Origin of the sequence: Amycolatopsis acidicola, assembly GCF_007713735.2 — a bacterium.
Lineage (GTDB): Bacteria > Actinomycetota > Actinomycetes > Mycobacteriales > Pseudonocardiaceae > Amycolatopsis_E > Amycolatopsis_E acidicola.
Genome location: NZ_VMNW02000052.1, coordinates 12048 through 38442, shown reverse-complemented (window position 1 = coordinate 38442; position 26395 = coordinate 12048). Strand labels below are relative to the sequence as shown.

The following is a 26395-nucleotide window of genomic DNA, read 5'->3' as shown; positions in this document are numbered from 1 at the left end:
TTTCCAATATCGCCGACGTGGCCCGCCCGGCCGGTGCGCGGCGGACGGGCCAGGACGCCTCAGCGGCCGTAGGCTTCGAGGAAGCGCAGCCACACCTCACTGACGGTGGGATAGGCCGGGACCGCGTGCCAGAGCCGATCCAGCGGCACCTTACCGGCCACGGCGATCGTCGCCGCATGGAGCATTTCCGCGACGTCCGGGCCGACGAAAGTGCACCCCACGACCACCTTCCGGTCCTCGTCGACGACCATCCGCGCGTGCCCCTGGTACCCCTCGGCATGCAGGCCGGACCCCGCGACGGCCGCCAGGTCGTAGTCGACGACCCGGATCCGCAGCCCGGCCGCCTCGGCGGCGACCGCGGTCAGGCCGACCGAGGCGATCTCCGGCTCGGTGAACACCACCTGCGGCACAGCGCGTTCGTCGGCCGTCGTCGCGTGCCGGCCCCACGGGCCGTCGTCGACGGCTTCCCCCTTTGCACGCGCCACGAGGACGTCCCCGGCGGCACGGGCCTGGTACTTGCCTTGGTGCGTAAGCAGAACACGGTGGTTCACGTCCCCGGCCGCGTAAAGCCACCCGTCGCCGAGCGGCGCTCCGTCCTCCCCGACGACCCGCATCGTGCTGTCCACGTCGAGCCAGGCCCCCGGCTTCAAGCCGACAGCCTCCAGCCCGATGTCCTGGGTGTTCGGCGTGCGGCCGATCGCGACGAGCAGCTCGTCGGCCTCGATCCGCTCGCCGGTGGTCAGGGTGACGGACACCGTTCCGTCTCCGGCGCGTTCGACGGACCCGGCCTCGGCCCCGACGCGCACCGCGACCCCGTTGTCCCGCAACGATTGCTTGACCCGCTCCCCCGCGAACGGCTCCGCGAGGGGCAGGACGCCGTCGCGGGCCAGCATCGTCACCGACGAGCCGAGCGCGCTGAACGCGGTCGCCATTTCCGAGGCCACCACCCCGCCGCCGATGATGGCGAGCCTGCCGGGAATCTCCTGTGCCGCCACCGCCTCCCGACTGGTCCATGGCGCCGCCTCGCGCAGGCCTTCGATGTCCGGGACCAGCGCACCGCTCCCGGTCGCGACGACGACCGCGTGCCGGGCGGTCAGCGTCGTCCTGACTCCCCCGGCGCCGGTCACCTCGACGACCCGGTCGGCGCCGATCCTGCCGTGCCCCCGGTACAGCGCGATGCCCGCGCGCTCGAGCCAGGCCACCTGCCCGTCGTCCTGCCAGTTCGAGGCGAAGGCATCGCGACGGCGGAGCACGGCCGCGACGTCCAGGTCACCCGTCACCGCTTCCCGCGCGCCGGGCACCTGCCGGGCCGCCCGCAATGCCGCCCCGCTCCGCAGCAAGGCTTTGGTCGGCATGCACGCCCAGTAGGAGCATTCACCGCCGACCAGCTCGCGCTCGACGATGGCGGCGCTCAGCCCGCCCCGCACCACCCGGTCCGCGAGGTTCTCCCCCACCGGGCCCGCACCGAGGACGATGACGTCGTAGGTCGTGGTGTCCACGTCAATTCCCCTGAGCGGCGCGGCCGAGCCGGATCGCCGAGACGAGGAAGAAGACGCCACCGAGCACCGCGTACCCGGCCACGTTGGTCAGCGCGGGGTTCGGCGCGCCGGCCCCGGCGATGAAGGAACCGCCCGCCAGCACGGAAATCCCGCCGCTGAGGATCATCGGCCACTGGCCGCCCATCTTGCGGCGCGCGACGGCCACGATCAGCTGCACCAGACCGGAAACGATGGCCCAGGCGCCCCAGATCCGCAGCACCGCGGGCACTCCGGACGCCGAAGCGATGCCAAGGCCGACGCCCGCGAGCAGGCTGATCACGATGTTGACGTACAAGCCCTTGGCCGGGCCCGTGGCGCGGGAGGAACGAGCGTCCACGACCGCGGCCGCGACGTCGAACAGCGGGTACAGCACGACCAGGACGACGCCGATCGGGCCCAGGTGCGTTTGGGAGGTGACGAACAGCAGTACCGCCCAGACGAGGGCGAAGCCGAACCGCACGAAGTAGAGCCGGCGCAGCGCCGGTGCGATTCCGCTCGCGGCGGGTGAGTCAACGGTGGTCACGATGATCCTTCCGAAACAGGGGAGAGTGCGATACCGAACGTTCTATCTCGTTCCAGAGTGGCCCACCGCCCGCCGGTTGTCAAGAGAGAACGTTCTTTCTCCCTCTCTCGATTTCGGCGGCCGTCCGGAAGTCCACAGTGGACCGCGTCGGAGGATCAGCGCGGACTCAGGCCCAGCTGCGGTAGTCGTCGGCAGGCAGCGGGTGGCCGACCGGGACGATCCGGGAGTGGACCGCGGTCAGGCAGCCGGGGCAGCACAGCTGGCGGAAGACCATGTCCGCGTCGACGTACTCCTGCGGGTCGTGCCAGATGTGCGGGCCCGCGTCGCTCGGTGCGGACTCACGACGGGCCAGCGCCGCGACGAACGCGCCCTCGGACAGTGGCCCGATCTCGGTGCCACACTGGACGCACACCACGGTCCCGCCGTCCGGCGATTCCCGCACCGCGAGGTTGTCGTCGAGCCGGCGCGCGGCCCGCAGGTCCGGCGTCGAGATCGGCGCGAGCGCCGCGTCGGGCAATCCGGCGCCGGACGCACGATCCCGCCGCAACTTCGAACGGCTCCGGTCCGTCGCGGTCACGTCCACTTCGCCGTCCTCGCCGAGCACAACACCGTAGACGTCCCGCGCCGCCTCCGCCGAAACGCGTACCTGTGACACGTCGTCGCGGACGCTCTCGGGCGAACGGAGCAAGGGATCGCCGTAACCGCCACCCGCCTGCCAGTGCAGGTAAAGCGCGTCGCCGGGGCCCAGCTCCGATTCGCCTTCACAGGGGAGCACTTCGACGTTCCCGCCCAGTTCGCCCAGGCCGCCGGGGATGGCGGCCGCCTGGGCGAGCTGGGGCTCGTCGATGCCGCGCACCACGAGATCGAGCTGCGAGTTGCCCGGATAACCCCCGGCGAGGCCGACGTTCTGGTTCGCCGCCTTGCCGGTGCCGGACACGACCAACGACATCGTGCCGTCCTGGTCCGGGTGCTGGACATAGCAGACCGAGCCGCTCATCCCGCCGCGCTGCCGGCCGGGCCCGCCGGAATCGGTCTCCTCGCGCCGCCACAACGCGACCAGCGGGTAGAGATACTCCGTCATCTCCACGTCAGGGGCCCGCGCCGAGGGGATGATCAGGCGGCCGCCCGTGTCGACGCCGTCGTGGTAGACCTGCGCGCCGTATCCGCCAGCCATGACGTCGAAAACGGGCGACACGAACCCTTTGCTGCCGCCACCCCGATTGTCCACACCGGACACCACGCAGAGATCGGTGGTGCCGTTGCAGATCGACTGCACGTCGGTGCGGTGCGCCGGTTCGGCGTCCAGCATCCGGGCCAGTACCTCGGCGACGAGGTTCCCCGCGCCCCACGCCGGGCCGAACGGCCCCTTGCCCACCGCCGCCGGGAACGAGGCGTTGGTGATCGTGTCCTCGTCGGTGATGATCTCGAAACAGCGCATCAGGCCGCCCGCGGCCCACGGGATGTCCCCGGCCAGCAACGGAAGCAGGGTGAACACGATCCCGGCGCGCAACCCCGGATAGGGACAGTTGATGACGCCGGTCTGCCCCGCGGTGCCGCGGAAGTCGAACACCAGCTTGCCGGCTTCCTTGGTCATCGCCACCTGGATCCGGTGCAGGCCGCGGTCACCGGTTCCCGACTGTTCCTGGTACCCCACCGCGGACCACGTCCCGTCCGGCAGGGTTTCGAGCTTCGCGCGCAGCCGCTGCTCGGCGTCGTCGGTCATCCGCCGCATCACGGCCTTGACGGTGTCCGCGCCGTATTTGCCGATGAGCCGCAGGATCTGCTCCGCCGCGTTCTTGTTGGCGGCGATCTTCGCCCGCAGGTCGAGCCCGACCAGATGCGGGAGGCGCGAGCGGCGGACCCAGGCGTCGGCGACATCGCGTTGCAGCACCCCGCCGCGGACGACCTTGAGCGGCGGCGTGGGAATGGCTTCGCCGAACACGTCGCGGGCCGACGGGCTGAACGAGCCCGGGCGCGGACCGCCGAGATCGACCTGGTGGGCGATGGCCGTCGTCCAGCCGAAAAGCTTGCCCTCGAAGAAGACCGGGGCCAGGATCGCGGCGTCGTTCTGGTGCAGCCCGCCGCCGATCCACGGGTCGTTGCACAGGAACATGTCGCCCTCTTCGATGCCCGGGTTTTCCGCGCGGTGGCGCAGGGTCCAGACGATCGCGAGGTCCATGGAGCCGATCAGGCCGATGTTGTAGGTGCCGACCTGGACCTGCTCGCCGAGCTCGTCGCAGATGGAGAAGTTGAAGTCGTTGGACTCGGTGACGACGTGCGAGCCCGACATCCGCCGCAGCGTCTCCCCCATCTCCTGGGTGATCGCCCACAGGCGGTGCCGGACGACCTCGTAGGTCAGCGCGCCGACCGCGTCCACCGCGTCGTCGCCGATCCGGTGAAGCGCGAGCGCGGGCGGGATGCTCCGCAGCAGTTCCTCGCGCGGAAGCGGACGGCTGGTGAACTCGTCCGCCCCGGGAATCCTTGATGTCATGGGAAAATCGTCCTCACTGGTAGCGCAGCACGAGGTTGCCGAGACGGTCGACGCGGCCGGTGACCCCGGCGGGGACCACGACCACGGTGGTCGGCACGTCGATGATCGCCGGCCCGGTGATCTCGTGGCCGGCGCGGAGCCGGGCGTAGTCGTAGACCGGGGTGGGCACGAAACCGGTCCGTGAGTCGAGGCAGACCGGCCGCTGTTCGAGGAAGGCCGAGTCGGGGTCCGGGCCGTCCGCCTCGGGGATGTCCGGCAGCACGACAGGAAAGCCGAGGCCCGCCTTGGCCCGCACGCGGTAGGTGATGGCCTGCACGCCCGCCTCGCGGTAGCCGGCACCGGATCCGTTGATGCGCTCGTACTGCTCTTCGAAGCGCTGGAGGATCTCGTCGCCGGTGTGCGCGGTGAACTCCGTGCCGGGGATGGCCGTGGCGAGTTCGGTGACCTGCATGGAGTACCGCAGGTCGATCTCCCGGTGCAGGGTCACGTCGTGGAACTTGACCTTCTGCCGGTCCAGGGCGCGCTGCAGGTCCGCTTCGAGCCGCGCGTAGTGGGCCTCCAGACGGGTGTGCTCGACCGGGAACGACGACGGGTCGGACAGCTCCGCGCTCACGGCGACATCCGAAGCGGCGAGTCCGTAGGCGGAGAACGCGGACGCGACAGGACCAAGGGGCACAACGACTTCACGCACCCCGAGGTCCTGGCAGTAGCCCGCGCAGTGGGCGGGCCCGGCGCCACCGAAGGCGTAGACGACGAAGTCACGCGGGTCGTATCCGGCCTGCACGACGGTTCGCCGCAGGAGGTCGCCTGCCTGCGCGTTCTGCACCTCGTGGATGGCGATGGCGGCTTCTTCGACCGTGAGACCGAGCGGTTCGGCCACGTGCTCGCGGATCGCTTCCCGCGCCAGGTCCCGCCGCAGCGGCTTGCGGCCGCCGAGCAGACCGCGTTCGCTCAGGATGCCGAGGACGAGGTTGGCGTCGGTGTTCGTGGGCTTCGTGCCGCCGTTGCCGTAACACGCGGGCCCCGGGACGGCCTCGGCGCTTTGGGGCCCCAACCGGAGATTCCCGCCCGCGTCCACCGAGGCGAGAGCCCCGCCGCCCGAGCCGATGGTGTGCACCCGGATCGTGGCCGCGTTGACGGGGAACTGGTTCACGACCGAGCCGGGCGCCATGACCGGCTCGCCGTCGACGATCAGGCCGGCGAGGAAGGTCGTGCCGCCGACGTCGGTGGTGATCACGTTGCGGTGCCCCAATTGCCCGGCGAGGCGCAGCCCGCCGATCACGCCTCCGGAAAGGACCGAGCCGACCGTGGTGATGGCGTGGTCCGGAGCCCGGTCGGCCGTGATCGTGCCGCCTTCGCTCTGCATCACCAGCAGCGGGCCCTTCAACCCGCGCTCCTCCAGCTGTTTCCGCAGCGGCGTGAGGTATTGGCGCAGCCGGGGCCCGACCTGCGCGTTCATGATCGTCGTGGAGGTACGCGCGAACTCCCGGATACGGGGGCTGACCTCCGACGACAGCGTGACGTACAGCCCGGGCGCGATCTCGTGGATCAGCTCCCGCACGCGCCGCTCGTGCGCGGCGTTCTTGAACGACCACAACAGGCAGACCGCGATCGCCTCGACACCTTGGTCCACAAGGGACAGTGCGACGCGGCGGACCTCGTCCTCGTCCAGTGGCACCAGGACTTTGCCCGCGTGGTCGATCCGCTCGGTGACTTCGAGCGCGCGGTACTTCGGGATCAGGGGCGCGGGTTTGCGCTGCCGGAGGGTGTCCTGGATTTCGTGTGCGGAGCGGCCGAGGGTGCGGCCCTCGGCGTTCATGATGTAGATCGAGTCCCGGTGCCCCTTGGTGGCGATCAGGCCGACGTCGGCCACCGTCCCCTGCACGAGCGCGTTGATCGAAGCCGTGGTGCCGTGGGCGATGTAATCGGTCTGTGCCAGCAGTTCGCCGACGCCGATGCCCAGCTCCGCGGCGAGATCCTCGATGGCGCGCAGGACTCCGGCCTCGCGATTCGGCGGGGTCGTCGGGGTCTTGGCCGACACGATCCGGCCGGCCCCGTCGGAGGCGACGGCGTCGGTGAACGTGCCGCCCACGTCGATGCCCAGTGCGTATGGCATATCCGTTTCTCCAGATGCTCGTTACCGCTGGCGGGCGAGGACGCGCCCGGTGACTGTGTGCAGGAGCTCCCCGGGCCGGGCGTCCGCGCCGCCCATCCAGGCGACGTGCTGATCCGGGCGCACGAGAAGGAGCGCGGCGGGATAACGGTCGTCCCGGGGCAGATCGGCCACGGTGAGCGGGATCCCCAGCGCACGCGCGGCGTCGGCCCAGTGCGCCACGTCGGCGCTGTTGTCCGTCCGCAGCAGGGTGAATCCGGGCCCGAGCAGGTCGAGCGCCGGGCGGCCGTCGTCGAGCCAGACGTGCGGCAGCCGGAATCCGGGCCGCGCTCGATCTTGGTAGTCCCCCATGGTGATCGCGTGGTTTTCGCCCCCGACCACGAGGGGCGAGTCCGCGTAGTGGTAGCCGAAGCTGAAGCCGTCGGGGGAATATCGTTGTGGTTCCGTGAAAGCGAGCCGGTCGGCGAGCTCGGCGCGCGCCCACTCGCCGTCTTTGCCGGGCAGGTGGATGTCCCGCGAGACCTCCGCGAACGAGCTACGTGCTTGCGCGCCAACGGCTTCGGCGAACTGCTCGCCGACTGGTTTGCGCTCCTGTTCGTAGGCGTCCAGCAGCTCTGGTGGCGCCCATCCGTGGTGGACCGCGGCCAGCATCCAGCCGAGCGTCGCGGCGTCCTGGATCCCGGCGTTCATACCGAACCCGCCGACCGGGATCCAGATGTGGGCGGCGTCGCCGGCCAGGAACACCCGGCCCGCGCCGTAGCGCTGGGCGACGAGCCGCCGTCCGGTCCAGCGCACCACGCCGAGGATTTCGTGCTCGACCGGGCGGCCCACCGTCTCTCGCAGCAGCTGCTCGGGATCTTCGCCTTCGGTGTCGTGTCCGGGGGCGAAGGCGACGTGGTTGAGCCACAAGGAATCCCCGTCGATCGCGATCAGCGAGGCGATGCGGCGGCCGTAGGTCCAGTACGTCCACGCGGGGTCAGACGCCGTCAGCCGGCTTAGCTCGGGTGAGCGGACGAAGGTCGACACGAACCGCTGGATGGCGTCGACACCCTCGTAGCGGATGCCCAGCAGGCGGCGGACGGTGCTGTGGGCGCCGTCACAGCCGACCACGTATCCACAGTGGACAGTGCGCCGCGCACCCGCGGTCTCCACCACCGCCTCGACGTGGTCGTCGTGTTGCCGCAGATCGACCAGCCGGGTGCCGCGTTCGAGGCTCACCCCGGGCCGCTCGCTCGCGTGCCGCTCCAGCACGGGCTCGAGGTAGAGCTGCGAGATGCGGTGCTGGGGTTCCGGCGTGGGCCAGCTGTCCTTACCGGCACCGGCCAGTACGTCGTGCGCGGAAGGCAGCGGGAGGCGGAAGATGTCGTCGCCGGTCAGCGTCGTCCGATAGCAGACCGAGGTGGGGTAGTCCCCGGGCAGCCCGGCGCGCCGGATCTCTTCCGCCAGCCCGAGCCGCCGGAAGATCTCCATCGACCGCGCGGACGTCGTGTTGCACCGCGGGTTGGCGGCCCGCTGTTCCTCCGCCTCCACGACGACGCACTCCACACCCCGCTGGGCGAGGTCGAGGGCCAGGGTCAATCCGGCGGGTCCGGCACCGACGATGAGGACATCGGCCCGGTCTGCGCTGTGCTGTGTCATGCGTTCAGGAACTCCTCCACCAGACCGCGGAATCGGTCCGGCCGGTCGACGTGGATCCAGTGCCCCGCCCCCGCCACCACTTCGAGGCGGGCGTGGGGCAGCGTCGCGGCGAGGCGCTCGGAGACCCCGACCCTGGAGACCCGGTCGCGCTGCCCGTGCAGGACGAGCACCGGGTTGGTGATCGTCGCGGGATCGACCCTCAACGGGCCCTCGGCGAACATCGACCGGAAGGCCGCTTCAGCCCCGGGACGCAGTGCCTGGCGCAGCCGGACCTCGGCGAGTTCATCGAGTAGCGCGCCGTGCTCGCTCTCGTCGGCGACGAGCCTGCCGAGGGTGGCCCGCATCGACTGCTTGGTCGGATGGTCATAGAACGGAACCGCGGGCGGCAGGGGGCCGGTGCCCGCGCCGCCCATGACGATCGCGCGGCCGACCCGTTCCGGCGCCACGCTCAGGAGTGCCAGCGCGGCGGCACCGCCCGCGGCCGAGTTACCGAGAACGTGCACTCGGTCGAGGCCATGGCTGTCGAGGAGGGCCAGGATCTGCCGTGCCCGGGCCAGCGCCCACGCCTGCGGGCCCTCGATCCCTCCCGTACCCGCGATTCGCGTGCCGAACCCGAGAAGATCCGGTGCCAGGCACCGAAATCGGCTCGACAGCCGGGGCTGGACGCTCGCCCAGTTGCTCGCGGCGTCGACGCCCGGACCGCCACCGTGCAGCAGCACGAGAGGCGGTCTATCCATTGTGGACGGCGTCACGGCAGCCGCGCGAGGAAGTCGTCGGTACCGATCAGCTGGGACGAGGTCAGGGACATCACCCGCAACGCGGCCAGGTGCATCTCGGCGGCGGACATCGGGCCCGCGCCCAGATCCGGGTAGTCGCAGGACGCGCAAGCGTCTGGGAGCACGACCGAGCGGAACCCGCGCTCCAGGGCGCCGCGGGCCGTTCCCAGCACGCAGCACTCGGTGGTCATCCCGGTCAGGACCACCGTTTCCACGCCGAGACCCCGCAGGATGATCTCCAGATCCGTGGCATAGAAGGAGTTGTAGCGATGTTTCTTGATCACGGGTTCGCCCGGAAGCGGGGTGAGCGCCGGATGGATCTCCGCCCCGCGCCCGCCGTCGACGAGAGCCTCACCGGCGGCGACGGGTGGGTACAGCTCGCGATGGACTCCCATGTCCGCGCCGCCGGGGCGATGGACGTGCGCGGCATAGACGACCGGGATCTTCCGGCCGCGCGCCGCTTCGAGCACCTTCCGGATGGCGGGGATGACGCGTCGTCCTTCGGGGAATTCGAGCGGCGCGCCTTCCTCGACGAAATCGTTCTGCATGTCGATGACGAGCACCGCGGTGCGGGCCGCGTCGATCACGGGAACATTCAAGGCAAACCTCGCTTCGTCGCGATGATCGGATCAGCCCCCGAGAGCCCTGGGCCGGCACCGGAAGCCCGCCGTGAACGGCGTTTCCGGTTTTGTATGTAACGCTCACTCTACAGTGCCGAAAGTGCGTTGGCTACAGTTCCCGGGGCGCTGGGATTCAGTGACAGATGGAGGTCCACACTGACTGGTCGTGACGACGGTAGCGGCGCTCCGTCGGGCGGTCAAGACCGAACGTTCTCCTTCGTCGACGCGGACCGCAGGAGCCCTTCGACTCCCCGAAGGAACGTTTCGCCGACCTCCGCCGGGTCGGACAGGCATCCCGAGGCCATCGCGCCGTCCCGGAGCATCACGAAATGCCGGCTCGCCTGCTCCGCGGGCATTCCGCCGAGCTGCGCGAACAAACCTGTGATGACGCGGAGGAACCAGTCGCGGTGCGCGATGACGGCCCGGTGCACGGGGTCGTCGGAGTGCGGGTACTCCGCCGCCGCGTTGAGGAAGGCGCAGCCGCGGAAGTGGGCCGAGCGGATGCTCTCCGCGATCGACCCGGCGATCGCCCGCAGGGTGTCGTCCGCCGGGCGGCCATCGGAAAGGACCGCGCCCATCGCACCGCGCTCCATCTCGTGGACGCTCTCCAGGTAGGCGACGACGAGATCTTCTTTACCGGCGAAGTGCCGGTACAGCGTGGCGCGGGTGACCTTCGCCTCCGCGACGATCCGGTCCACCCCCACGGAATGCAGACCCTCGGCGTAGAAGAGCCGGGTGGCCGTCGCGAGCAGCCTCGACCGCGCTTCGGACACCTGCTCCCGGTTGTCACCCACCACCACACCACCGTAGCAGAAAGAACGATCGGTATCACCGCGAGCGCCGCTCTCGGTCCGCGGCCAAGGCGGCGACTATGCCGGGCGCGCCCTCGCGGACGGGGGCCTGACGCTGGATCTAACGAATCAAGGCGGCAATGGATCCGGAGGGTGTCTTCTCGGCAACGCCGTTGCCCACGGCCGAACCCGCGTGAGCGGCTATGTGGAGCGCTCGTTATTCGACCCGGCGTCAGCGCTTTCGCTTCGCCGCGCCGTCCCGTTGCCCGGCCAGGCCGCTGACCATGGCGACGAACGGGCCCACCTGCGAGCTGTAACTCACGCCGTCGAAGCTGTTGGCCACCGAAAGGCCGTCCGTCAGGGCACGCCCCAGGATGGCCAGCTGCTGGACGAGGGCTTCCTTGTTCTTGCCGCCGTTCGGCGCGAAAACCGGGGTGAGCGCGTCCACCCAGGAGGCATGGCTGAACTCGCGGATGCGCCGCACGGTGGCCTGGACCTCGGCGGCGTCCTTCTGCGGGCCGATGCTGATGGCGACCAGGAGCCGCAGGTAGTCCGGCCTGCGGTCGAGGGAGTCGCAGGCCGCCGAGAGCCACGCTTCGAGGCGCTCGAGCGGCGCCAGGTCGTCGAACGAGGACGGGGTGGGGAACAAGGCGTGCAGCTCTTCGAAGGTCCGCTCGAGGAGCGCCGCGAGGACCCCGAGCTTGCTCCCGAAGTGGTAGTAGATCGAGCTGGGCGGAAAGCCCGACCGGGCGCTCAGGTCCGAAATGGCCATGCCGTCGTAGCCTTTTTCGCCGACAAGGGTGCGCGCCGCGTTCAAGATGACCTCTCGGCTACTGAAGCCCGCAGCGGCCGGCGCGGAGCCGGAATCCCTCACCATCCGGCCATGATAGGTCCACCTGGGCGGCACTCCCCCACCGGGCGCGGCGATGGTGACCTTCCCGTACCGCCGGCGCGGCAGCGCGGAGCGGCGTGGGTGATGATCTGTAGAGTGATCGCTACATATAGGCACACGGAAAGGCGGGGCGGACGCAGGCCGCAGGTACTTCCATGAACTCCGGATCCTCCCGTGAAACGCCCGCGGCGGGCAGCTCGTTCGGCAGGCTCGGCGCGCTCACCGGCCTCGTCGTCGAACGCCTTCGCGTGAGCGACGACGTGGCGGCGGCCAAATTCGGGACCGGCTCGCCGATCGACGACCCCGCGCGAGAGCAGCAGGTGCTCGACCACGTCCGCGACCAGGCGACGGCACTCGGACTGGCCCCGGCAGCGACGGCAGCGTTCTTCCAGGACCAGATCACCGCGAGCAAGGTGGTCCAAAAAGGACTGTTCGCCCGCTGGACGGCGCATCCGGGCGAGGCTCCTGCCACCCGGCCGGATCTCGGGCAGATCCGCACGCGGCTCGACCAGCTGACCACCGGCATGCTCCAGCAGCTCAAGGCCACAGTGGACGTTCGCGCCGAGCCGGGCTGCACCGTCCAGCTCATCCTGGCCACGACTTCGGCGACGGTCCTCCAGCGGCTGGACGCCCTGCACCGCCGGGCACTCGGCACGGCGGCGCGGTCCGTCTGCGCGAGTTCGGTGCGATAGAAGGGAATCCGGCGCGCGAGTCGTGTCAGTGGCCTGAGCCGGGCCCTGGCAGCAGATCCACGTCACCGGCGTGCATGGGCTCGCCGCAGTGGGCGCAGCTCAGGTCGACGTGGCTCACTTCGCCGCAGGCGTGGTGCCGGTAGAGGACGGGCGGACCGGCTTCGCCCGCCAGCCACCGGTCACCCCAGGCGACCATGACCATCAGCAGGTCCACCAGCTCGGCGCCCTTCCCGGTGAGGTGGTACTCGAACCGCGGCCGGGAATCGTAGGGCCGTCGTTCGAGAACACCCTCATCCACGAGGTGGTTGAGCCGCTCGGTGAGCACCTTGCGCGAGATCCCGAGGTCGGCCTGGATCTCGTCGAAGCGCCGCAGGCCCGCGAACACGTCGCGCAGCACCAGCGGCGACCAGGGCTCCCCGATCACGTCCATCGTGCGCGCGATCGAACAAGCCATTTCGCCGAACCGGGTGCGCTGCATGACACCGACTTTAGCAAACGGGGTTCCCTCAGGGAACCTGGCCTGCTACCGTTCTCCCCGTTGGGTCTCTTCAAGGAACTCAGGAGCGGTGATCATGAGCAAGGTTTTCAGCGCGCTGGCCACTTCGGCCGACGGGTACATCACCGGCCGCGATCCGCGGCCCGGCCATGGGCTCGGCGACGGCGGGGTCCTCTTCGACTGGTACTCCGATCCGCGCAACGCGGCGGTTTACCAGGGGCTCGTCGACCGGGTCGGTGCCGTGGTCACCGGCCGTACCACCTACGACGACTCCGAGGGGTTCGACGGCGGAGGCCCGCACCCGAGCGCGCCGATGGTCGTGGTGACCCACCGCCCGGCCCCGGCCGAATACGCGGACTCCGGCACGCAGCACTTCGCCGGCTCGATCGAGTCCGCCATCGAGCAGGCCCGGAAACTGGCCGGGGACAAGGAAGTCGCGATCCAGGGCGGCGTCACGCTCACCGCGGCGATCGCGGCGGGCCTGGTCGACGAGGTCGTGATCCACCAGGTTCCGGTCCTCCTCGGCGGCGGGCGGCGCCTGTTCCACGACCTGCCCGGTCAGACGCGCCTCGCCCTCATCGAGGCCACGCCCGCGGCGGGTGTCCTCCACCTGCGCTACCGGATCGAGAAGTGATGCTGACCCCCGAAATCCGCGCGCTGCTCGACGGCACGCCCATCGCTCACCTGGCGACCGTCCTGCCCGACGGCTCACCCCACTCGGTGCCGCTGTGGGTCGGCACGCACGACGACTACGTGGTCATCATGACCGGGCCCGGCTCGCAAAAGGCCCGCAACCTGCGCCGCGACCCCCGCGTCGCGCTCTCCCTCACTCCCCCGGACGCCCCGTACTCTCCGGTCATGCTGCGGGGACACGTGGTCGCCTGGCTCGACGGCGACGAGGGCTGGGCCGCGGTCGACGAAATCGCCACGAAATACACCGGCGGGCCCTACAGTCGCGACTCCGAACGCGTCGCCGGCCTCATCCGCATCGACCACCATCGCGTCGGCCTCGGCTGAGCGCACCGAAACGAGCAAGGAGCGAGACCATGAACCCGACCGTGACCGACGAGCAGATCCGCGACCTGGCGGCCACCGCCAAGCCCTGCAGCCTGGTGTTGCTCCGGTGGGCGCCGAGGCGCGACCAGGACGGCGCCGACGCGATCGAGCTCGAACACCAGCGGCGCATGGTTTCCTTGCGCGCCGGCGGAAAGATCGCGATCCTGTGCCCGATCCCCTCCGGCGCCCTGGCCGGTATGGCCGTCATGACCGCCACCGCCGAGGAAGCCGCGGAAATCATGGCCGGGGATCCGTGCGTCCAAGCCGGGATGATGACCTGCGAAACCCACCCCTGCCTCGGCTTCCCCGGCGACTCCCTGCCCGGGTGACCGTGCACGTCCTGAGCAGGTGAATGGGCGGGACGGTTGTGCGACAGTGAGTCATGCGGCTTCCGCTCGTGGCGCGGGCCGGCGCGATCTCCGAGGTCGGCGCCGTGCTGGCAGCGGCGCGCGAGGGCCACGGCGGGCTCGTGCTGGTGACGGGAGAAGCCGGCCTCGGCAAGACGCGGCTGGCCGAGGAGACCGCCAGGATCGCGGCCGGGTTCCGGATCGTGTGGGTGTGGTGTGCCCCGGGCCCCGCGCTGCAGCCCTGGTCACGCATCGTGCGAACGCTCGCCGACGGCCCCGGGGGCGCTCTGGTGGACCGATTGCCGGATCTCGCTTCGCTGGCCGGGGCCGCCGCGCCGCCGGACATCCGTGACGCCGGGGCGGCGCGATGGCGTTTGTCGCTCGACCTGGCCGACCTGATGCGCGCATCGGGGCCGGTGCTCGTCATCGTGGACGACCTTCAGGACGCCGACGAATCCTCGCTGCGGCTGCTGGCGGAGCTGGCACCGGCGCTGCGTTCGGCACAGGCGGTCGTGCTGGCCACGGCCCGCGACGGGGAGCACGACTGGCGCGGGCGGGAGCAGACGTGGGGCGTGCTCAACCGGCTCGCCGAGCACATCCGGCCGCAGGCGCTCGCCACCGAGGAGGTCGCGGAACTGCTGGCGTCCGCCGGGCTCACGCTCCCGCGCCCCGCGATCGACACGATCACCGAGCGCACCAAGGGAAATCCGCTGCTGTTGTGCGAGCTGGCGGCCGCCCCGGATCCGGCGACCGCCGTCCCCACCTCGCTGCGCGCGATGATCGCCGCCCAGCTCGTCGCGCTGCCGGAGACCGAACGCGCCCTCGTGTCGGCCGCGGCGGTGCTGGGCGGCCGGTTCCGGCTCGACGTGCTGGCCGAGCTGGCCGGGTGTTCGCTGACCCGGGTCGGCGCCACGATCGCCGACGGCGCCGGCCTGGTGGAGCGCGCGGAACCCGGGCACGGCCGGTTCCGGCACGCCCTCATCCGTGACGCCGTGCAGGAGGCCCTGCCCTCGGACGAACGCGCCGCCCTGCATCGGCGCGCGGCCGGTGTCCTGCGAGCGCTGGCCGATCGCGGGCGCGAGGCCGACGCCGCCGAGATCGCCGGTCATCTGCTGCAGGCCGGGCCCGACGCGCTCGGTGAGGCGGCCGCGCAGGCGTGCGCGGCCGGGGCGGAAGCGTTGCGGCGCTTGGCTTCCGAGGACGCCGTCCAGTGGTACCGGCAGGCCGGTGACTGCCTGGCAGCGGCCAGGGGGTCCATTGTGGACAAGGCGCGCTGTGGGATCGGACTCGGCGTGGCCCTCAACGCGGCCGGGCGGCGGGCCGAGGCACGGGCCTGCCTGCTGGACGCGGCCGGTCAGGGCGAACGCGCCCAGCGCCCGGATCTCGTCGCGGAAGCGGTGCTGGAGCTGGGTACAGGGCCGGCCGGGTTCGAGGTCGGGCTCCTCGATCAGCGCCAGATCGACCTCCTCGAACAGGTTCGCGGCGCGGCGTTGCCGGAGGCGACGCGGGCACTGGTCACCGCGCGGCTGTCGGTGGCGCTCACCCTGATCGGCTCGGACGAGCGCCGGCTCGTGCTGGCCCGCGAGGCCGTCGAACTCGCGCGCGGCAGTGGCGACGAGGGCGCTCTCGCCAGTGCGCTGGCCGCGTTGTGCGACGCGATGGCCGGACCGGATCACTGCCTGGCCCGGCTCAGTGCGGCCTCGGAAATCGTCGGCATCGCCGAACGGCGCCGCGATCCCCTGCTCGTCCTGCTGGGCAGGCGGCTGCGACTGGTCGCGTTGCTGGAAACCGGCGAGCTCGCCGCCGCGGACCAGGAGATCACCACGTATCGCAGCGTGGCCGGTGCTGTCCGTCATCCGCTGTACCAATGGTATGTACCACTGTGGCGGGGAATGCGGGCGTTGTCCGAGAAACGGTTCGGCGACTGCCGCGCCGCGCTCGCCGAGGCGGCCGATATCGGTGAGCGCGCGGGCAGCGACAACGCGGCGCTCCTCGTGTCGACCCAGCGCTGGCTGCTCGCCGCGGAATCCGGCGACCGGGACGGGCTGGCCGCGATGTTCGCCGAATTCGACCGGCTCGATCTGCCGGGTGTCTGGCCGCGGATCACCCGGGGGCTGCTGCTGGCCCAGCTCGGCCGCCTGCCCGAAGCCCGGGCGCAGCTCGACTCCGTGGCGTCGTTGCTGCCCGGGCTGCCGCGGGATTCGGAATGGCTGCCCGCGATGGCCCAGCTCGCCGAAACGATCGCGCTGACGGGCCCGCATCCGCTGGCCGGACAGGTTCGCCGGGCGCTCACCCCGTACGCGGATCTGTTCGTGGTGGAAGGAATCGGGGCCGCGTTGCGCGGTCCGGTCCGCGGGTTCCTCGATCGGCTCGACGCCCCTTCCGGCGAGCCCGACGAGTTCCGCCGCGACGGCGCGTACTGGACCATCCGGCACGCCGCAGTGTGCACCAGGCTGCCCGACAGCAAGGGCCTGCGGGATCTCGGCGTGCTGCTCGCGCACCCTGGCCGGTCGTTCGCCGCGCTCGATCTGGCCGGCGCCGTCATCGAAAACGACACCGGTGACCTGCTCGACCCGGCGGCGCGCACCGCTTATCAGGGACGGCTGCGCGAGCTCGAAACCGAGGCGGATGAAGCCGACGCCGCCGGAGATGTCGAACGCGCGTCCCGCATCGGCGCCGAGCGCGAAACGCTGATCGCGGCACTCACGAGCGCGTACGGGCTAGGCGGCCGCGCCCGCCACACCGGCTCCTCCGCCGAACGCGCGCGCACCGCCGTGACCGCGCGGATCCGCTACGCGATCCGGCGCATCTCCGCCACCGACCCCGCGCTCGGCCGGCACCTCACTCTCGCGGTCCACACCGGCACGTTCTGCGTCTACGACCCGGAACCGCGCCGGGAGTGGAAGACCTGAATCGCACACCGTGCGAACCGTTCTCACGCCTCCGGGGTGACAGCCGAACCGAACGAGGAGGCCGTGATGCCCCGGACCAGCAAGACCGAAACCCCCGTCAGCGTCGACGAACCCATGATCGAGGGACGCTACGCCGAACTCGGCGACTACACCGTCGGCTTCGAAACCCATCGCGCCGACTTCGACCCCGCCCCGCTGTTCTCCGGGCTGCCCGGGGACCGCTGCCAGTGCCCGCACTGGGGCGTGGTGCGCGCCGGCAAGATCGTGTTCCGGTACGCCGACCACGACGAGGAGTACACCGCGGGCGACGCCTACTACGGCGCGCCCGGGCATGTGCCCCTGTTGTTCGCCGGCACCGAGCTGATCGAGTTCAGCCCGTCCGGCCCGCTGGCCGCGACGATGGCCGTCGTGACCCGCAACGTGGCCGCGATGAAGGCCGGGACCTGAGTGAGGACGGGTGCCGGGCCCGCGCCCGGCACCCGTTTCGCTGGACTCAGGCCGAGGATTCCGTGCGCACGGCCGGGAAGCGAACTCCGGTGAGTTCCTCGGAAATCTCCCAGATCCGCCGGGCGTCCTCGGTACTACGCAAGCGGGAGTACAGCTTTTGCTCCGCGGGCGGGCCGGCGAGGTGCCGGAAACCGCTGGGGCCGTAGAGATGGCCGCCTTGCGCGCCGGGCGAAGTCGCGGCATACAGCGCGGGCAGGAGAGCCGACTCGACCTTCCCGAACAGGATGCCGCGCGCCGACAGCGTGCGAATGATCCGCACCAGCATCGTGTCGCGCCGGCGGCCGACTTCCGGCCGTGCGGCCAGCAGATTCGTGGGAGTCACGCCGGGGTGCGAGAGGGTGCTGGTGAGGCCCCAGCCGCCGTCACGGCCGCGCCGGTCGAGCTCGAGGCCGAACAGGCCGAACGCGATCTTCGACTGGCTGTAGGCGCCGTTGCCGTTGTACTTCCGTTCCCACTGGAGATCGTCCCAGTTGATGGCGTGCTGGTCGGCGGCGACGCTGATCTGCGAGGTGACCCGCGCCTTGCCGGCGCGCAGGAGCGGGAGAAGCCTGCCCACCAAGGCGAAATGACCCAGATGGTTGGTGCCGAACTGCAGCTCGTACCCGTCCTTTGTGGACTGACGTTCGGGCGGCGTCATCACCCCGGCGTTGTTCACCAGGATGTGGATCGGCCGCCCCTCCTGGGTGAGCTGGTCCGCGACGGCGGCGACGGAGTCCAAAGAGGACAGGTCAAGCTCGCGCAGCGAGAGCTCCGCACCGGGGTGCTGCTCGCGGATCTTCGCGATCGCGGCCTCGCCCTTGCGCGGGTTGCGGACGGGCATGACGACCTCGGCGCCCGCCGCGGCGAGCCGGGTCGCCAGGCCGAGGCCGACGCCGTCACTGGCGCCGGTGACGACCGCGAGCTTGCCGGTCAGATCGGAAACCGGGATGTCCGGCGTGGGCTTGGGCATGGTTCCTGCTCCTGGAACGAGGGGCTGACAAGTGTCAGATTAAGCGTATTCTGACGGGTGTCAAGTTTTGTCCCCCCGGGAGAGGTGGGGTATGGCATTGCGCAAGCCGGGGCGGCCCGGGGCGGGCGCGCGGCCGGTGCCGTCCGAGGCCGAGATCCTTCGACGCGGTATGGAGGCGTTCGCCGAACTCGGCTACGACCGGGCCTCGGCGAGGGAACTCGCGCGCCGCCTCGGCGTGAGCCACAACTTCATCAACGACCGCTACGGCTCCAAGGCCACCTTCTGGCGCGCCGTGGTGGATGCCGCGCTGGCGGACGACCAGCGGGAACGCCGGCGGCTGCTGGAAGCCGACGTGGACGACGCCGAGCGCGTGCGGTCCGTGATCGAGCACTTCTACCAGGTCGCGGTCCGGGCGCCGCTGTTCGGCCGCTTGCTGGCCGACGAGTTCAGCCACGAGTCCGAGCGGCTGGATTACTTGTACGAGAACTACGTGGAGCCGACGCTGGGGCCGCTGATCCCGGCGGTGGACCGGCTCATGGCGGCCGGCCGCATGCCGGTGGTGTCGATGGATGTGCTCTTCTTCGCCGTCATCAGCCCCGTCGCCGGATTGGTGCAGCTGCCGCTCGCGCGGAGGCTCGGCCGGGCCGACCCGGGCACGCGGGAAAGCCAGGAACGCGCCGCGCGCGAACTCGCGGGATTGATCGTGGGCGGGTTACTGGGCCGACGGTGAGTGGTGGGGTGCGGCAGGATCCGGGCGCACGCTGAGTGGTGGCGCGCAGTTGGTTCCGGCCGACGCTGAATCCTCGCGCGCGGCAGGTTCCGGCCGCACGCACCCCTCCCGCCACCACCGCGACACGGCGGGGCGGCATGGCGTCGCGTCTCACCGTGGGCGGATTGCTCGGCCACCCCTGAATCCTGGCGCGCGGCGGCACCCGGCCACCCCTGAATTCTCGCGCGCGGCAGGTTCCGGCCGCGCGCCACCACACCCCCACCGGCGCCCGTAACTTAATCCACCATCCGCGCCGCCGGGGCGCGGCGGGACGGGGGCGGCATGACGTCGGCGCGGGCCGGGTACGTGGTCGGCGGACGCTATCGGCTGGTGGCCGAGTTGGGGTCCGGCGGGTTCGGGCGCGTCTGGGAGGCTCACGACGAGACCCTCGACATCGCGGTGGCGATCAAGGAACTGCGGCTGGTCCCGGGCATGTCCGCAGCAGAGCAGGACGAGCGCCTCGCCCGCGCCACCCGCGAGGCACGCAACGCGGCGCGGCTGCGGAACCACGAGAACATCGTCGCGATTCACGACGTCCTCGTCGAGGACGGGCTGCCATGGATCGTCATGGAGCTCATCGAGGGTGGCTCGCTGGCCGAGCACCTCGAAACCGGCGGCCCGCTGACCGTCGACGCGGCCGCGGACGTCGCGAAGGCCCTGCTGACGGCGATCGAGGCGGCGCACCGGGAAGGCGTGGTGCACCGGGACATCAAGCCCGCCAACGTGATGCTCGCCCACTCCGGAAAAGTGCTGCTCACCGACTTCGGCACCGCGGTCCGCGAGAGCGACACCACGCTCACCGCGAGCGGCCTCGTCATCGGCTCGCCGGAATACCTGGCCCCGGAACGGTTGCGCGGCGTCGACGACCTTCCGGCGAGCGATCTGTATTCCCTCGGCGTGACGCTTTACCAGGCGCTCGAAGGGGTTTCACCGTTCCGCCGCTCCACCCCGGTCGCCACGCTCAGCGCGGTCCTGCTGGAGGAAGTACCCGCACCCCAACGGGCCGGGCGGCTCACTCCCCTGCTCACCCGGCTGCTCGACAAGGATCCGGCCGCACGGCCGACGATCGCCGAGGCACTGGCCATGGCGGGAACACCGGCCGGCCCGCAGCGGACGAAGGCCCTCACGAAGCTGATCCCGGAGGCGCCAGAGTCCGCTGTGGGCAAACCGATGCGCGACCGGGTCGGCCTGCTCGCGACGGCCCTGGTGGCGTTCGTGGTGGTGCTCTACCTGGCGGTGCACTGGACGCATCCGTCGTCCGGGGATTCCGGGGATTCCGGGACCACCGGCACGAGCACCACCACCGAGGAAACCACCACCACCGACGAAACCACCACCGAAGAAACCACTGACGACACCACCGAAACCACCGACACCACGGAGACTTCGAGCGAGGAGGACACGTGGGACAGCAAGGACACCGACGAAACGCCGTTCACCGAGGGCGCCTTGCTGCCGGAGCAGTTCACCGACGACGACGGCGTCACCTACGCCCGGGTGGCGGGCGGCGCGAAACCGTGTGACGAGGCGGCCAACGGCCAGGGGCCCGAGAGCAGCGCCTCGGTGGTCGCGGAACTCACCTCCCGCGGCTGTGACCAGGTGATGACCGGGGTGTATCTGGAGCAGGATTCCGAGGGCACCGCTTCGGACGCGATCCACGTGTCGATCCAGGTCTTCGCGTTCGCCGACTCGGCGACGGCGAGCGACACGCGCGACTACTTGGACGGCGGGGTGCGCTGGAACCTCAGCACGTGGTGCACGCCGACCGGGATCGGCAGCAAACCCTGCCAGGACAACGGAAACCGGGGCTACCGCGTGGAGACGAACCTCGCCGACCACCGCTACGTGATCGCCGCCGTAGCCGCGCCCACCGACCTCGACGACCTCTCCGACGAAAGCGCACTCCGGGCCCGGCTCGACCCGGCCGTCGATGCGGGCGCGGCGTCCGCCGGGCCGGAGAACTACTAACGCGAGACATCAGAAATCCCGATCGCGTCACGCGAAACCGCTATTGGTGTCCGCCGTAACGCCGCCTTAGAGTCGGGAAAACGGGAATGCCGCGGAACGAAAAGTAATCCGCGCGGAAGTGGTGTTCGCCCGATGACCCCCGAAACACCAAGGAGTGCGCCGCCATGCCCTTTTCCGACTACCGGACCGCGCTGGTGACCGGAGCCTCGACCGGGATCGGGGCGGTGATCGTCGAGCGGCTCGCGAAGCGCGGCCTCGAAGTCCACGCCGTGGCCCGCGACTCCGCGCGCCTGGACGCGCTGGCCGGGCGCACCGGCTGCGTCCCGCACACGGCCGACATCACCTCCACCGAGGCGCTCGCCGCGGTGGTGTCCGGTTTGGACATCGACGTGCTGGTCAACAACGCCGGGGTCTCCCGCACCGGGAACATCCTCACCGCGGACGAGTTCGCCGTGGACGAGCAGATCGCGGTGAACCTGCGGGCGGTGCTGCACCTGGTGCGGCTGGTCATGCCCGGGATGGTCGAGCGCGACCTCGGGCACATCGTGAACATCGGTTCCATCGCCGGGGTCTACAACTTCGGCGGCAACACCATCTACCACGCCACGAAATCCGCCGTCCACACCCTGTCCCGGCAGCTGCGGGTGGACGGGTTCGGCAGGCGCGTCCGGGTCACCGAGATCTGCCCCGGCCGGGTGGAGACCGAGATCTTCGGCCGCCTGCTCGGCGATAGGGAGAAAGCGCAGCGGGAGTTCTACGACGGCTACGAGTCGCTCAAACCCGAGGACATCGCTTCCGCCCTCGAGTTCGCCGTGGACTCGCCGCGGCACATGAACGTCGGCCACATCGAGATCCTCCCGACGTTCCAGGTCCCCGGCGGGCTCGAGTTCGAGCGGCGGGCGAGTTGACCCACGACGGTCGTGACCCGCTATCTCCACCCCAGATGCCGCCATGGGCGTTCTTGATGATGGGCGGCGCGGCGCGGAAACCGTTTTAGGCTGCGGAAAGGATTCCCCGGACTCAGAGAGGCGTTCATGGCTTATCAGGTCGTGGTCACCCGTGGTTACGCCGAACCCGACGGGAGCACGATTTTCGGGGACATCGGCCTGTCCCGGCTCGGCGATGCCGGCCTGGCGTGGCGGGTGCTGGACGACGCGGCCGAAGAACTGCGTGCCGACCAGCTCGAAGGCGCGGACGCGGTGATCGTGCTCGGGCACGAGCGGGTCACGGCGAGCTCGATTCCGGCGTCCGGGCCGCTGCGGCACGTGGCCCGCTTCGGTGCGGGGTTCGACGCGATCGATCTCGACGCGTGCGCCCGGCGCGGGGTCGTGGTGACCAACACTCCGGACGCCGTAAGGGAACCGGTGGCCGACTCGGTGCTCGCGCTGCTGTTCGCGCTGGCGCACAACCTGGTCGTCAAGGACCGGCTGGTGCGCGAGGGCCGGTGGGCCGAACGTGGTTCGTGGCAGGGCCCCGGTCTGGCCGGGGCGACCGTGGGCGTGATCGGCCTCGGCGGGATCGGGCTGGAGACGGCGCGCCGGTTGCGGGCGCTGGGGTTGCGCGTGCTCGGGTACAACCGGAGTCACCGGCCGGAGGCGGCCGAGGCCGGTGTCGAGGTGCTGCCGCTCGCGGAGGTGTTGCGGCACAGCGACTACGTGGTGGTGACGGTCGCCGGGAACAGCGGGACGAGGCACCTCATCGGCGAAACGGAACTGGACCTGATGCGGCCGTCCGCGCGGCTGGTGAACGTGTCCCGCGGCTCGGTGGTCGACGAGGACGCGCTGATCGCCCGGCTCACCGACGGCAGGCTCGCCGGCGCGGGGCTCGACGTGTTCACCGAGGAGCCGCTGAAACCGGGCAGCCCACTGACCACTTTGGACACCGTGGTGCTGGCACCGCATTCGCTGTGCTGGACCGACCGGTTCAGCGCCGCGGTTTCGGCGAGCGTCCGGGAATCCGTGCTGGCGGTGAGCCGGGGCGAACGGCCGCGCCACGCGGTGAACATTCCATTTCCGCAGGGCGCGCGGCCCCGCGGCGACGACGGGAAAGTGACATGAACGGCACGGCGATCATCACCGGCGCGGCGTCCGAGCGCGGGATCGGGCGGGCGCTGGCGGAACGGCTGGCGGGCGCCGGCTGGCACCTCGGCCTCCTCGACATCGACCCCGAGGTGAAAGAGGTCGCGGCCGCTTTGGCCGCCGCGCACGGGGTTTCGGCCGCCGGGGCGGTCGCGGACATCGCCGACCCGGACGCGGTGGACGCGGCCGTGTCGGTGTTCGAGGCGGACCTGCCGCCGGTGACCGCGCTGGTCAACATCGCGGGCGTCAGTTCGCCGGTGCCCTTGGTGGACGCCGACCTGGCCACCTGGGAACGGGTCCTGCGGATCAACGCCACGGGCACGTTCGTCACCTGCAAACGCGTCGTGCCCGGCCTGGTGGAACGCGGGTACGGCCGGGTGGTGAACCTCGGCTCGACGGCGATGCAGAACGGCGGCGGCACCTACAGCAAGTCCACCTACGCCGCGTCGAAGGGCGCCATCGAGGGCCTGAGCCGCGCGCTGGCGCTGGAGGTGGCGCCGCACCGGGTCACGGTGAACGTCGTCGCCCCGGCCACCATCGACACCGACATCATGGGCGGCCGGATCACCGAGGAGCGCGCGCCCGCCTTCCTGGCGCAACTCCCCGTGGGACGGCTGGGCACGCCCCGCGAGGTGGCCGCGCTCGTCGAGTTCCTCATCGGCGAGGAGGCCGGGTACATCACCGGGGCCACCTACAACATCAACGGGGGTATCCGCATTGGCTGAGTCGGCGCCTGCCCACCACGAACGGCCCTCGATGGTCACACCCACCGAACTCTCCCCCGCGTACGCGCCGCAAGACTGGCCGATCGCCGCCGCGATGCTGCAGTTCCCGTCGCACGCGGCCGACGGGACGCCGGTCTCCGGGCTGGAGCCGGAGCAGTGGCGGCGCCTGCTGCAACCGGTCGTCGACGCCGGGTTCAGCCAACTGGAGCTGTCCACGTCGTGGATGCCGTTCGGGGACCTCGCGCCGGAACGCCTGAACGCGCTGGGCGACGTGCTGACGGACGCGGGCCTCGGCGTGCCCGGAGTCTGTGTGGTGCGGCAAAGCGTGATCCATCCCGAACGCGGCGAAGCCAACCTCGCGTTCACGCATCGCACCATCGACGCCGCCGCGGCTCTGGGCGCGGGCGTGGTCTGCCTCGGCTTGCACGACGCGCTGACGCCGGAACAGCAGCGGGCGCTGTGGTTCTGGACGGTGCCGCAGGACGAGCGGTACGACCCCGAGGTGTACAAGCTCGCCGTGCACCGGTTCCGGGAGCTCGGCGACCACGCGGCACGCGCCGGGGTGGAGCTTTCCCTGGAGCTGTACGAAAACACGTACCTCGGCAGCGGGGACGAGGCCATCCGGTTCCTCGACGACATCGGGCACGACGCCGTGGGCCTCAACCCCGATCTCGGCAATCTGCTCCGGGCGCAGCGCCCCGCCGACACCTGGGAGTACCTGATGTCGGTCGCCGCGCCGCGCATGAACTACTGGCACGTCAAGAACTACGCGCGTCTGGAGGACCCGGCCACCGGGACGGTGCTGACCCATCCCACGTCGCTCGAACTGGGCATCGTGAACTACCGGGCCGCCGTCCGCTACGCCATCGCGCACGGGTTCCGCGGCGCGTTCGTCGCCGAGCACTACGGCGGCGACGGGCTGAGCGTCGGCGCGGCCAACGCCGAGTACCTGCGTCGCATCCTGCCGCGCGAGGAGGGCCGATGACCGGATTTCCCCGCGAGCGCACGGCCATCGTGACGGGCGCGGCGTCCGAACGCGGGATCGGCCGCGCCATCGCCGGATCGCTGGCGGCACAGGGCTGGTCCGTCGCGGTGTTCGATGTGGACGGTGACGCCTGCCGGAAGCTGGCCGCGGGTTTGCGCGAGCAGCACGGGCTTCCGTGCCTCGGGCTGGGCGTCGACATCCGTGACCGGGACGCCGTCTTCGCCGCGGTGGACCGGGTGCGGGAGCACCTCCCCCAGCTGACCGGGCTGGTCAACAACGCCGGGGTCAGCTCGCCGGTCCCGTTCCTCGAGGTCACCGACGACGAATGGCGCCGGGTGGTCGAGGTGAACCTGCACGGGACCTTCCACGTCACCCAGGCCGCGGCGAAGATCATGGCGGACAACGGGATCGGCCGCATCGTGCACATCTCGTCGACGTCGGCCGAACGCGGCGGCGGGGTCTACGGGCGTGCCGCGTACTCGGCGTCGAAGGCGGCGCTCCTCGGTTTCGCCCGCACGCTCGCGCGCGAACTCGGGCCGTACGGCATCACCGCGAACTCCGTGGCACCCGGCTCGATCGACACCGACATCATGGGCGGCCGGCTGTCCGAGGAGCGGAAAGCCGTGCTGCTCAAGGAGCTTCCGGTCGGCCGGATCGGCACGGTGCACGACGTGGCGGCGGTCGTCTCGTTCCTGCTGGGCGAACAAGCCGGTTATCTCACCGGGGTCACCTACGACGTCAACGGCGGGTCGCACATCGCATGACAGAGCACGAGAAAGGCAGCAGCGCAGTGGGTTCTCCGTTCACCGCCGACCTCACCGGGAAGACCGCCGTCGTCACGGGCGCCAGCTCGGGCATCGGATACGCCATCGCCGAGGAGTACCTGCGCAATGGGGCGACGGTCGTCGGCCTGCACCGCCGCGCGGTCACCGGCCACGGCGGCGAGTACGTGCCGGTCGTGACCGACCTCGCCGACCAGGAGCAGACTCGCGCCGCCGTGGCCGGGGTGCTGCGGGAGCACCGGGTGGACATCCTGGTGAACAACGCCGGGCTCAACCTCCGCCATCCCTTCGAGGATTTCCCGTTCGAGGACTGGGATCGCGTGCAGCGGCCCAACCTCGGCACGGTCGTCGAGCTGACCAAGGCGTTCGGCCGCCCGATGCTCGCGCGCGGCTCCGGCGTGATCATCAACCTCGCCTCGATGCTGTCGTTCACCGGCGGGTTCACCGCGTCGGCGTACGCGGCGTCGAAGGGCGCGGTCGCCCAGTTCACCAAATCGGTCGCCAACGAGTGGGCGCCGAAGGGCGTGCGGGTCAACGCGATCGCGCCAGGGTTCATCGACACCGAGATGAACGTGGCGCTGGTCGCCGACGAGACCCGCAACCGGCAGATCCTGGAACGGATCCCGGCCGGGCGCTGGGGCAAGGCCGAAGACATCGCCGGTGCCGCCCTGTTCCTGGCCTCCGACGCCGCGCGGTTCGTCCACGGGACCGTGCTGCCCGTCGACGGCGGCTACCTCGCCCGCTGAC

Annotated in this window: 25 protein-coding genes; 14 read left to right on the top strand and 11 right to left on the bottom strand. The window is 70.9% G+C overall.

What is annotated here, in order from left to right; all coding sequences use genetic code 11:
- Nucleotides 1–59 precede the first annotated feature (59 nt).
- The 9 genes from FPZ12_RS28540 to FPZ12_RS28500 all read right to left on the bottom strand — a co-directional run bounded on the left by FPZ12_RS28540 (nt 60) and on the right by FPZ12_RS28500 (nt 11367).
- Nucleotides 60–1505: a dihydrolipoyl dehydrogenase family protein gene (locus FPZ12_RS28540; RefSeq protein WP_424923650.1), complete on the bottom strand. Its 1446-nt coding sequence runs from the start codon at nt 1503–1505 to the stop codon at nt 60–62.
- Nucleotides 1501–2061 carry a hypothetical protein gene (locus FPZ12_RS28535; RefSeq protein ID WP_144749144.1) on the bottom strand — a complete coding sequence of 187 codons (561 nt, stop codon included), beginning with the start codon at nt 2059–2061 and terminating at the stop codon, nt 1501–1503. Before FPZ12_RS28535 ends, FPZ12_RS28540 begins: the two co-directional genes overlap by 5 nt.
- 166 nt (nt 2062–2227) lie before the next feature.
- A complete protein-coding gene (locus tag FPZ12_RS28530; RefSeq protein ID WP_144749143.1) occupies nt 2228–4552 on the bottom strand; it encodes a hydantoinase B/oxoprolinase family protein in 2325 nt (774 codons plus the stop codon).
- A 13-nt stretch (nt 4553–4565) separates the two neighbouring features.
- Nucleotides 4566–6668 (bottom strand): hydantoinase/oxoprolinase family protein, encoded by a 2103-nt coding sequence (locus FPZ12_RS28525; RefSeq protein ID WP_144749142.1) that lies wholly within the window; start codon nt 6666–6668, stop codon nt 4566–4568.
- 21 nt (nt 6669–6689) lie between these two features.
- Nucleotides 6690–8303 (bottom strand): FAD-dependent oxidoreductase, encoded by a 1614-nt coding sequence (locus FPZ12_RS28520; RefSeq protein WP_144749141.1) that lies wholly within the window; start codon nt 8301–8303, stop codon nt 6690–6692.
- Entirely contained in the window at nt 8300–9040 is a 741-nt protein-coding gene (locus FPZ12_RS28515) for an alpha/beta fold hydrolase (RefSeq protein ID WP_144749140.1), read from the bottom strand. The genes FPZ12_RS28520 and FPZ12_RS28515 overlap by 4 nt, the downstream gene beginning before the upstream one ends.
- An 11-nt stretch (nt 9041–9051) precedes the next feature.
- Entirely contained in the window at nt 9052–9666 is a 615-nt protein-coding gene (locus FPZ12_RS28510) for a cysteine hydrolase family protein (protein WP_243770072.1), read from the bottom strand.
- A 230-nt stretch (nt 9667–9896) separates the two neighbouring features.
- Nucleotides 9897–10472 carry a TetR/AcrR family transcriptional regulator gene (locus tag FPZ12_RS28505; protein ID WP_144749157.1) on the bottom strand — a complete coding sequence of 192 codons (576 nt, stop codon included), beginning with the start codon at nt 10470–10472 and terminating at the stop codon, nt 9897–9899.
- A 250-nt stretch (nt 10473–10722) separates the two neighbouring features.
- Nucleotides 10723–11367, bottom strand: a complete 645-nt coding sequence (locus tag FPZ12_RS28500) for a TetR/AcrR family transcriptional regulator (protein WP_144749138.1) — start codon at nt 11365–11367, stop codon at nt 10723–10725.
- Between the two features lie 170 nt (nt 11368–11537).
- Between FPZ12_RS28500 and FPZ12_RS28495 the strand changes: the two genes are divergently transcribed.
- Nucleotides 11538–12074, top strand: coding sequence for a chorismate mutase (locus tag FPZ12_RS28495; RefSeq protein ID WP_144749137.1), 537 nt, complete (start codon nt 11538–11540; stop codon nt 12072–12074).
- Nucleotides 12075–12099: 25 nt separating this feature from the next.
- Here FPZ12_RS28495 and FPZ12_RS28490 read toward each other — a convergent pair whose 3' ends face one another.
- Nucleotides 12100–12552: a winged helix-turn-helix transcriptional regulator gene (locus FPZ12_RS28490; protein WP_144749136.1), complete on the bottom strand. Its 453-nt coding sequence runs from the start codon at nt 12550–12552 to the stop codon at nt 12100–12102.
- Nucleotides 12553–12646: 94 nt separating this feature from the next.
- On the opposite strand from FPZ12_RS28490, the gene FPZ12_RS28485 reads away from it, so the two are divergent.
- The 5 genes from FPZ12_RS28485 to FPZ12_RS28465 all read left to right on the top strand — a co-directional run bounded on the left by FPZ12_RS28485 (nt 12647) and on the right by FPZ12_RS28465 (nt 17332).
- Entirely contained in the window at nt 12647–13204 is a 558-nt protein-coding gene (locus FPZ12_RS28485; RefSeq protein WP_144749135.1) for a dihydrofolate reductase family protein, read from the top strand.
- Nucleotides 13204–13587, top strand: a complete 384-nt coding sequence (locus tag FPZ12_RS28480; protein ID WP_144749134.1) for a PPOX class F420-dependent oxidoreductase — start codon at nt 13204–13206, stop codon at nt 13585–13587. The genes FPZ12_RS28485 and FPZ12_RS28480 overlap by 1 nt, the downstream gene beginning before the upstream one ends.
- A 29-nt stretch (nt 13588–13616) precedes the next feature.
- Nucleotides 13617–13955 (top strand): YciI family protein, encoded by a 339-nt coding sequence (locus tag FPZ12_RS28475; protein ID WP_144749133.1) that lies wholly within the window; start codon nt 13617–13619, stop codon nt 13953–13955.
- Nucleotides 13956–14008: 53 nt separating this feature from the next.
- Nucleotides 14009–16885: an ATP-binding protein gene (locus tag FPZ12_RS28470; protein WP_144749132.1), complete on the top strand. Its 2877-nt coding sequence runs from the start codon at nt 14009–14011 to the stop codon at nt 16883–16885.
- 66 nt (nt 16886–16951) lie between these two features.
- Nucleotides 16952–17332 carry a cupin domain-containing protein gene (locus tag FPZ12_RS28465; protein ID WP_144749131.1) on the top strand — a complete coding sequence of 127 codons (381 nt, stop codon included), beginning with the start codon at nt 16952–16954 and terminating at the stop codon, nt 17330–17332.
- A 46-nt stretch (nt 17333–17378) separates the two neighbouring features.
- Here the strand turns inward: FPZ12_RS28465 and FPZ12_RS28460 are convergent, their stop codons facing one another.
- Entirely contained in the window at nt 17379–18341 is a 963-nt protein-coding gene (locus FPZ12_RS28460; protein WP_144749130.1) for an SDR family oxidoreductase, read from the bottom strand.
- A 91-nt stretch (nt 18342–18432) separates the two neighbouring features.
- Between FPZ12_RS28460 and FPZ12_RS28455 the strand changes: the two genes are divergently transcribed.
- The 8 genes from FPZ12_RS28455 to FPZ12_RS28420 all read left to right on the top strand — a co-directional run bounded on the left by FPZ12_RS28455 (nt 18433) and on the right by FPZ12_RS28420 (nt 26394).
- A complete protein-coding gene (locus tag FPZ12_RS28455) occupies nt 18433–19071 on the top strand; it encodes a TetR/AcrR family transcriptional regulator (protein WP_150980536.1) in 639 nt (212 codons plus the stop codon).
- Between the two features lie 321 nt (nt 19072–19392).
- Nucleotides 19393–21078, top strand: a complete 1686-nt coding sequence (locus tag FPZ12_RS46095; RefSeq protein WP_144749128.1) for a serine/threonine-protein kinase — start codon at nt 19393–19395, stop codon at nt 21076–21078.
- Nucleotides 21079–21242: 164 nt separating this feature from the next.
- On the top strand, nt 21243–21986 hold the full coding sequence (locus tag FPZ12_RS28445) for an SDR family oxidoreductase (protein ID WP_144749127.1): 744 nt from the start codon (nt 21243–21245) through the stop codon (nt 21984–21986).
- 126 nt (nt 21987–22112) lie between these two features.
- Nucleotides 22113–23135: a 2-hydroxyacid dehydrogenase gene (locus FPZ12_RS28440; protein WP_144749126.1), complete on the top strand. Its 1023-nt coding sequence runs from the start codon at nt 22113–22115 to the stop codon at nt 23133–23135.
- Nucleotides 23132–23881, top strand: a complete 750-nt coding sequence (locus FPZ12_RS28435) for an SDR family NAD(P)-dependent oxidoreductase (protein ID WP_144749125.1) — start codon at nt 23132–23134, stop codon at nt 23879–23881. Before FPZ12_RS28440 ends, FPZ12_RS28435 begins: the two co-directional genes overlap by 4 nt.
- A 31-nt stretch (nt 23882–23912) precedes the next feature.
- Nucleotides 23913–24866 carry a sugar phosphate isomerase/epimerase family protein gene (locus FPZ12_RS28430; RefSeq protein WP_144749124.1) on the top strand — a complete coding sequence of 318 codons (954 nt, stop codon included), beginning with the start codon at nt 23913–23915 and terminating at the stop codon, nt 24864–24866.
- On the top strand, nt 24863–25630 hold the full coding sequence (locus tag FPZ12_RS28425) for an SDR family NAD(P)-dependent oxidoreductase (RefSeq protein ID WP_144749123.1): 768 nt from the start codon (nt 24863–24865) through the stop codon (nt 25628–25630). The genes FPZ12_RS28430 and FPZ12_RS28425 overlap by 4 nt, the downstream gene beginning before the upstream one ends.
- Nucleotides 25627–26394: an SDR family NAD(P)-dependent oxidoreductase gene (locus FPZ12_RS28420; protein ID WP_144749122.1), complete on the top strand. Its 768-nt coding sequence runs from the start codon at nt 25627–25629 to the stop codon at nt 26392–26394. Before FPZ12_RS28425 ends, FPZ12_RS28420 begins: the two co-directional genes overlap by 4 nt.
- Nucleotide 26395 lies beyond the last annotated feature (1 nt).

Coding starts and splice junctions, on each gene's coding strand:
- FPZ12_RS28490 (WP_144749136.1), bottom strand. CDS start 12,552: ATGCAGCGCACCCGGTTCGGCGAAATGGCTTGTTCGATCGCGCGCACG.
- FPZ12_RS28455 (WP_150980536.1), top strand. CDS start 18,433: ATGGCATTGCGCAAGCCGGGGCGGCCCGGGGCGGGCGCGCGGCCGGTG.
- FPZ12_RS28420 (WP_144749122.1), top strand. CDS start 25,627: ATGACAGAGCACGAGAAAGGCAGCAGCGCAGTGGGTTCTCCGTTCACC.
- FPZ12_RS28520 (WP_144749141.1), bottom strand. CDS start 8,303: ATGACACAGCACAGCGCAGACCGGGCCGATGTCCTCATCGTCGGTGCC.
- FPZ12_RS28480 (WP_144749134.1), top strand. CDS start 13,204: ATGCTGACCCCCGAAATCCGCGCGCTGCTCGACGGCACGCCCATCGCT.
- FPZ12_RS28475 (WP_144749133.1), top strand. CDS start 13,617: ATGAACCCGACCGTGACCGACGAGCAGATCCGCGACCTGGCGGCCACC.
- FPZ12_RS46095 (WP_144749128.1), top strand. CDS start 19,393: ATGACGTCGGCGCGGGCCGGGTACGTGGTCGGCGGACGCTATCGGCTG.
- FPZ12_RS28465 (WP_144749131.1), top strand. CDS start 16,952: ATGCCCCGGACCAGCAAGACCGAAACCCCCGTCAGCGTCGACGAACCC.
- FPZ12_RS28430 (WP_144749124.1), top strand. CDS start 23,913: ATGGTCACACCCACCGAACTCTCCCCCGCGTACGCGCCGCAAGACTGG.
- FPZ12_RS28440 (WP_144749126.1), top strand. CDS start 22,113: ATGGCTTATCAGGTCGTGGTCACCCGTGGTTACGCCGAACCCGACGGG.
- FPZ12_RS28445 (WP_144749127.1), top strand. CDS start 21,243: ATGCCCTTTTCCGACTACCGGACCGCGCTGGTGACCGGAGCCTCGACC.
- FPZ12_RS28495 (WP_144749137.1), top strand. CDS start 11,538: ATGAACTCCGGATCCTCCCGTGAAACGCCCGCGGCGGGCAGCTCGTTC.
- FPZ12_RS28515 (WP_144749140.1), bottom strand. CDS start 9,040: ATGGATAGACCGCCTCTCGTGCTGCTGCACGGTGGCGGTCCGGGCGTC.
- FPZ12_RS28525 (WP_144749142.1), bottom strand. CDS start 6,668: ATGCCATACGCACTGGGCATCGACGTGGGCGGCACGTTCACCGACGCC.
- FPZ12_RS28435 (WP_144749125.1), top strand. CDS start 23,132: ATGAACGGCACGGCGATCATCACCGGCGCGGCGTCCGAGCGCGGGATC.
- FPZ12_RS28425 (WP_144749123.1), top strand. CDS start 24,863: ATGACCGGATTTCCCCGCGAGCGCACGGCCATCGTGACGGGCGCGGCG.
- FPZ12_RS28460 (WP_144749130.1), bottom strand. CDS start 18,341: ATGCCCAAGCCCACGCCGGACATCCCGGTTTCCGATCTGACCGGCAAG.
- FPZ12_RS28470 (WP_144749132.1), top strand. CDS start 14,009: ATGCGGCTTCCGCTCGTGGCGCGGGCCGGCGCGATCTCCGAGGTCGGC.
- FPZ12_RS28485 (WP_144749135.1), top strand. CDS start 12,647: ATGAGCAAGGTTTTCAGCGCGCTGGCCACTTCGGCCGACGGGTACATC.
- FPZ12_RS28530 (WP_144749143.1), bottom strand. CDS start 4,552: ATGACATCAAGGATTCCCGGGGCGGACGAGTTCACCAGCCGTCCGCTT.
- FPZ12_RS28500 (WP_144749138.1), bottom strand. CDS start 11,367: ATGGTGAGGGATTCCGGCTCCGCGCCGGCCGCTGCGGGCTTCAGTAGC.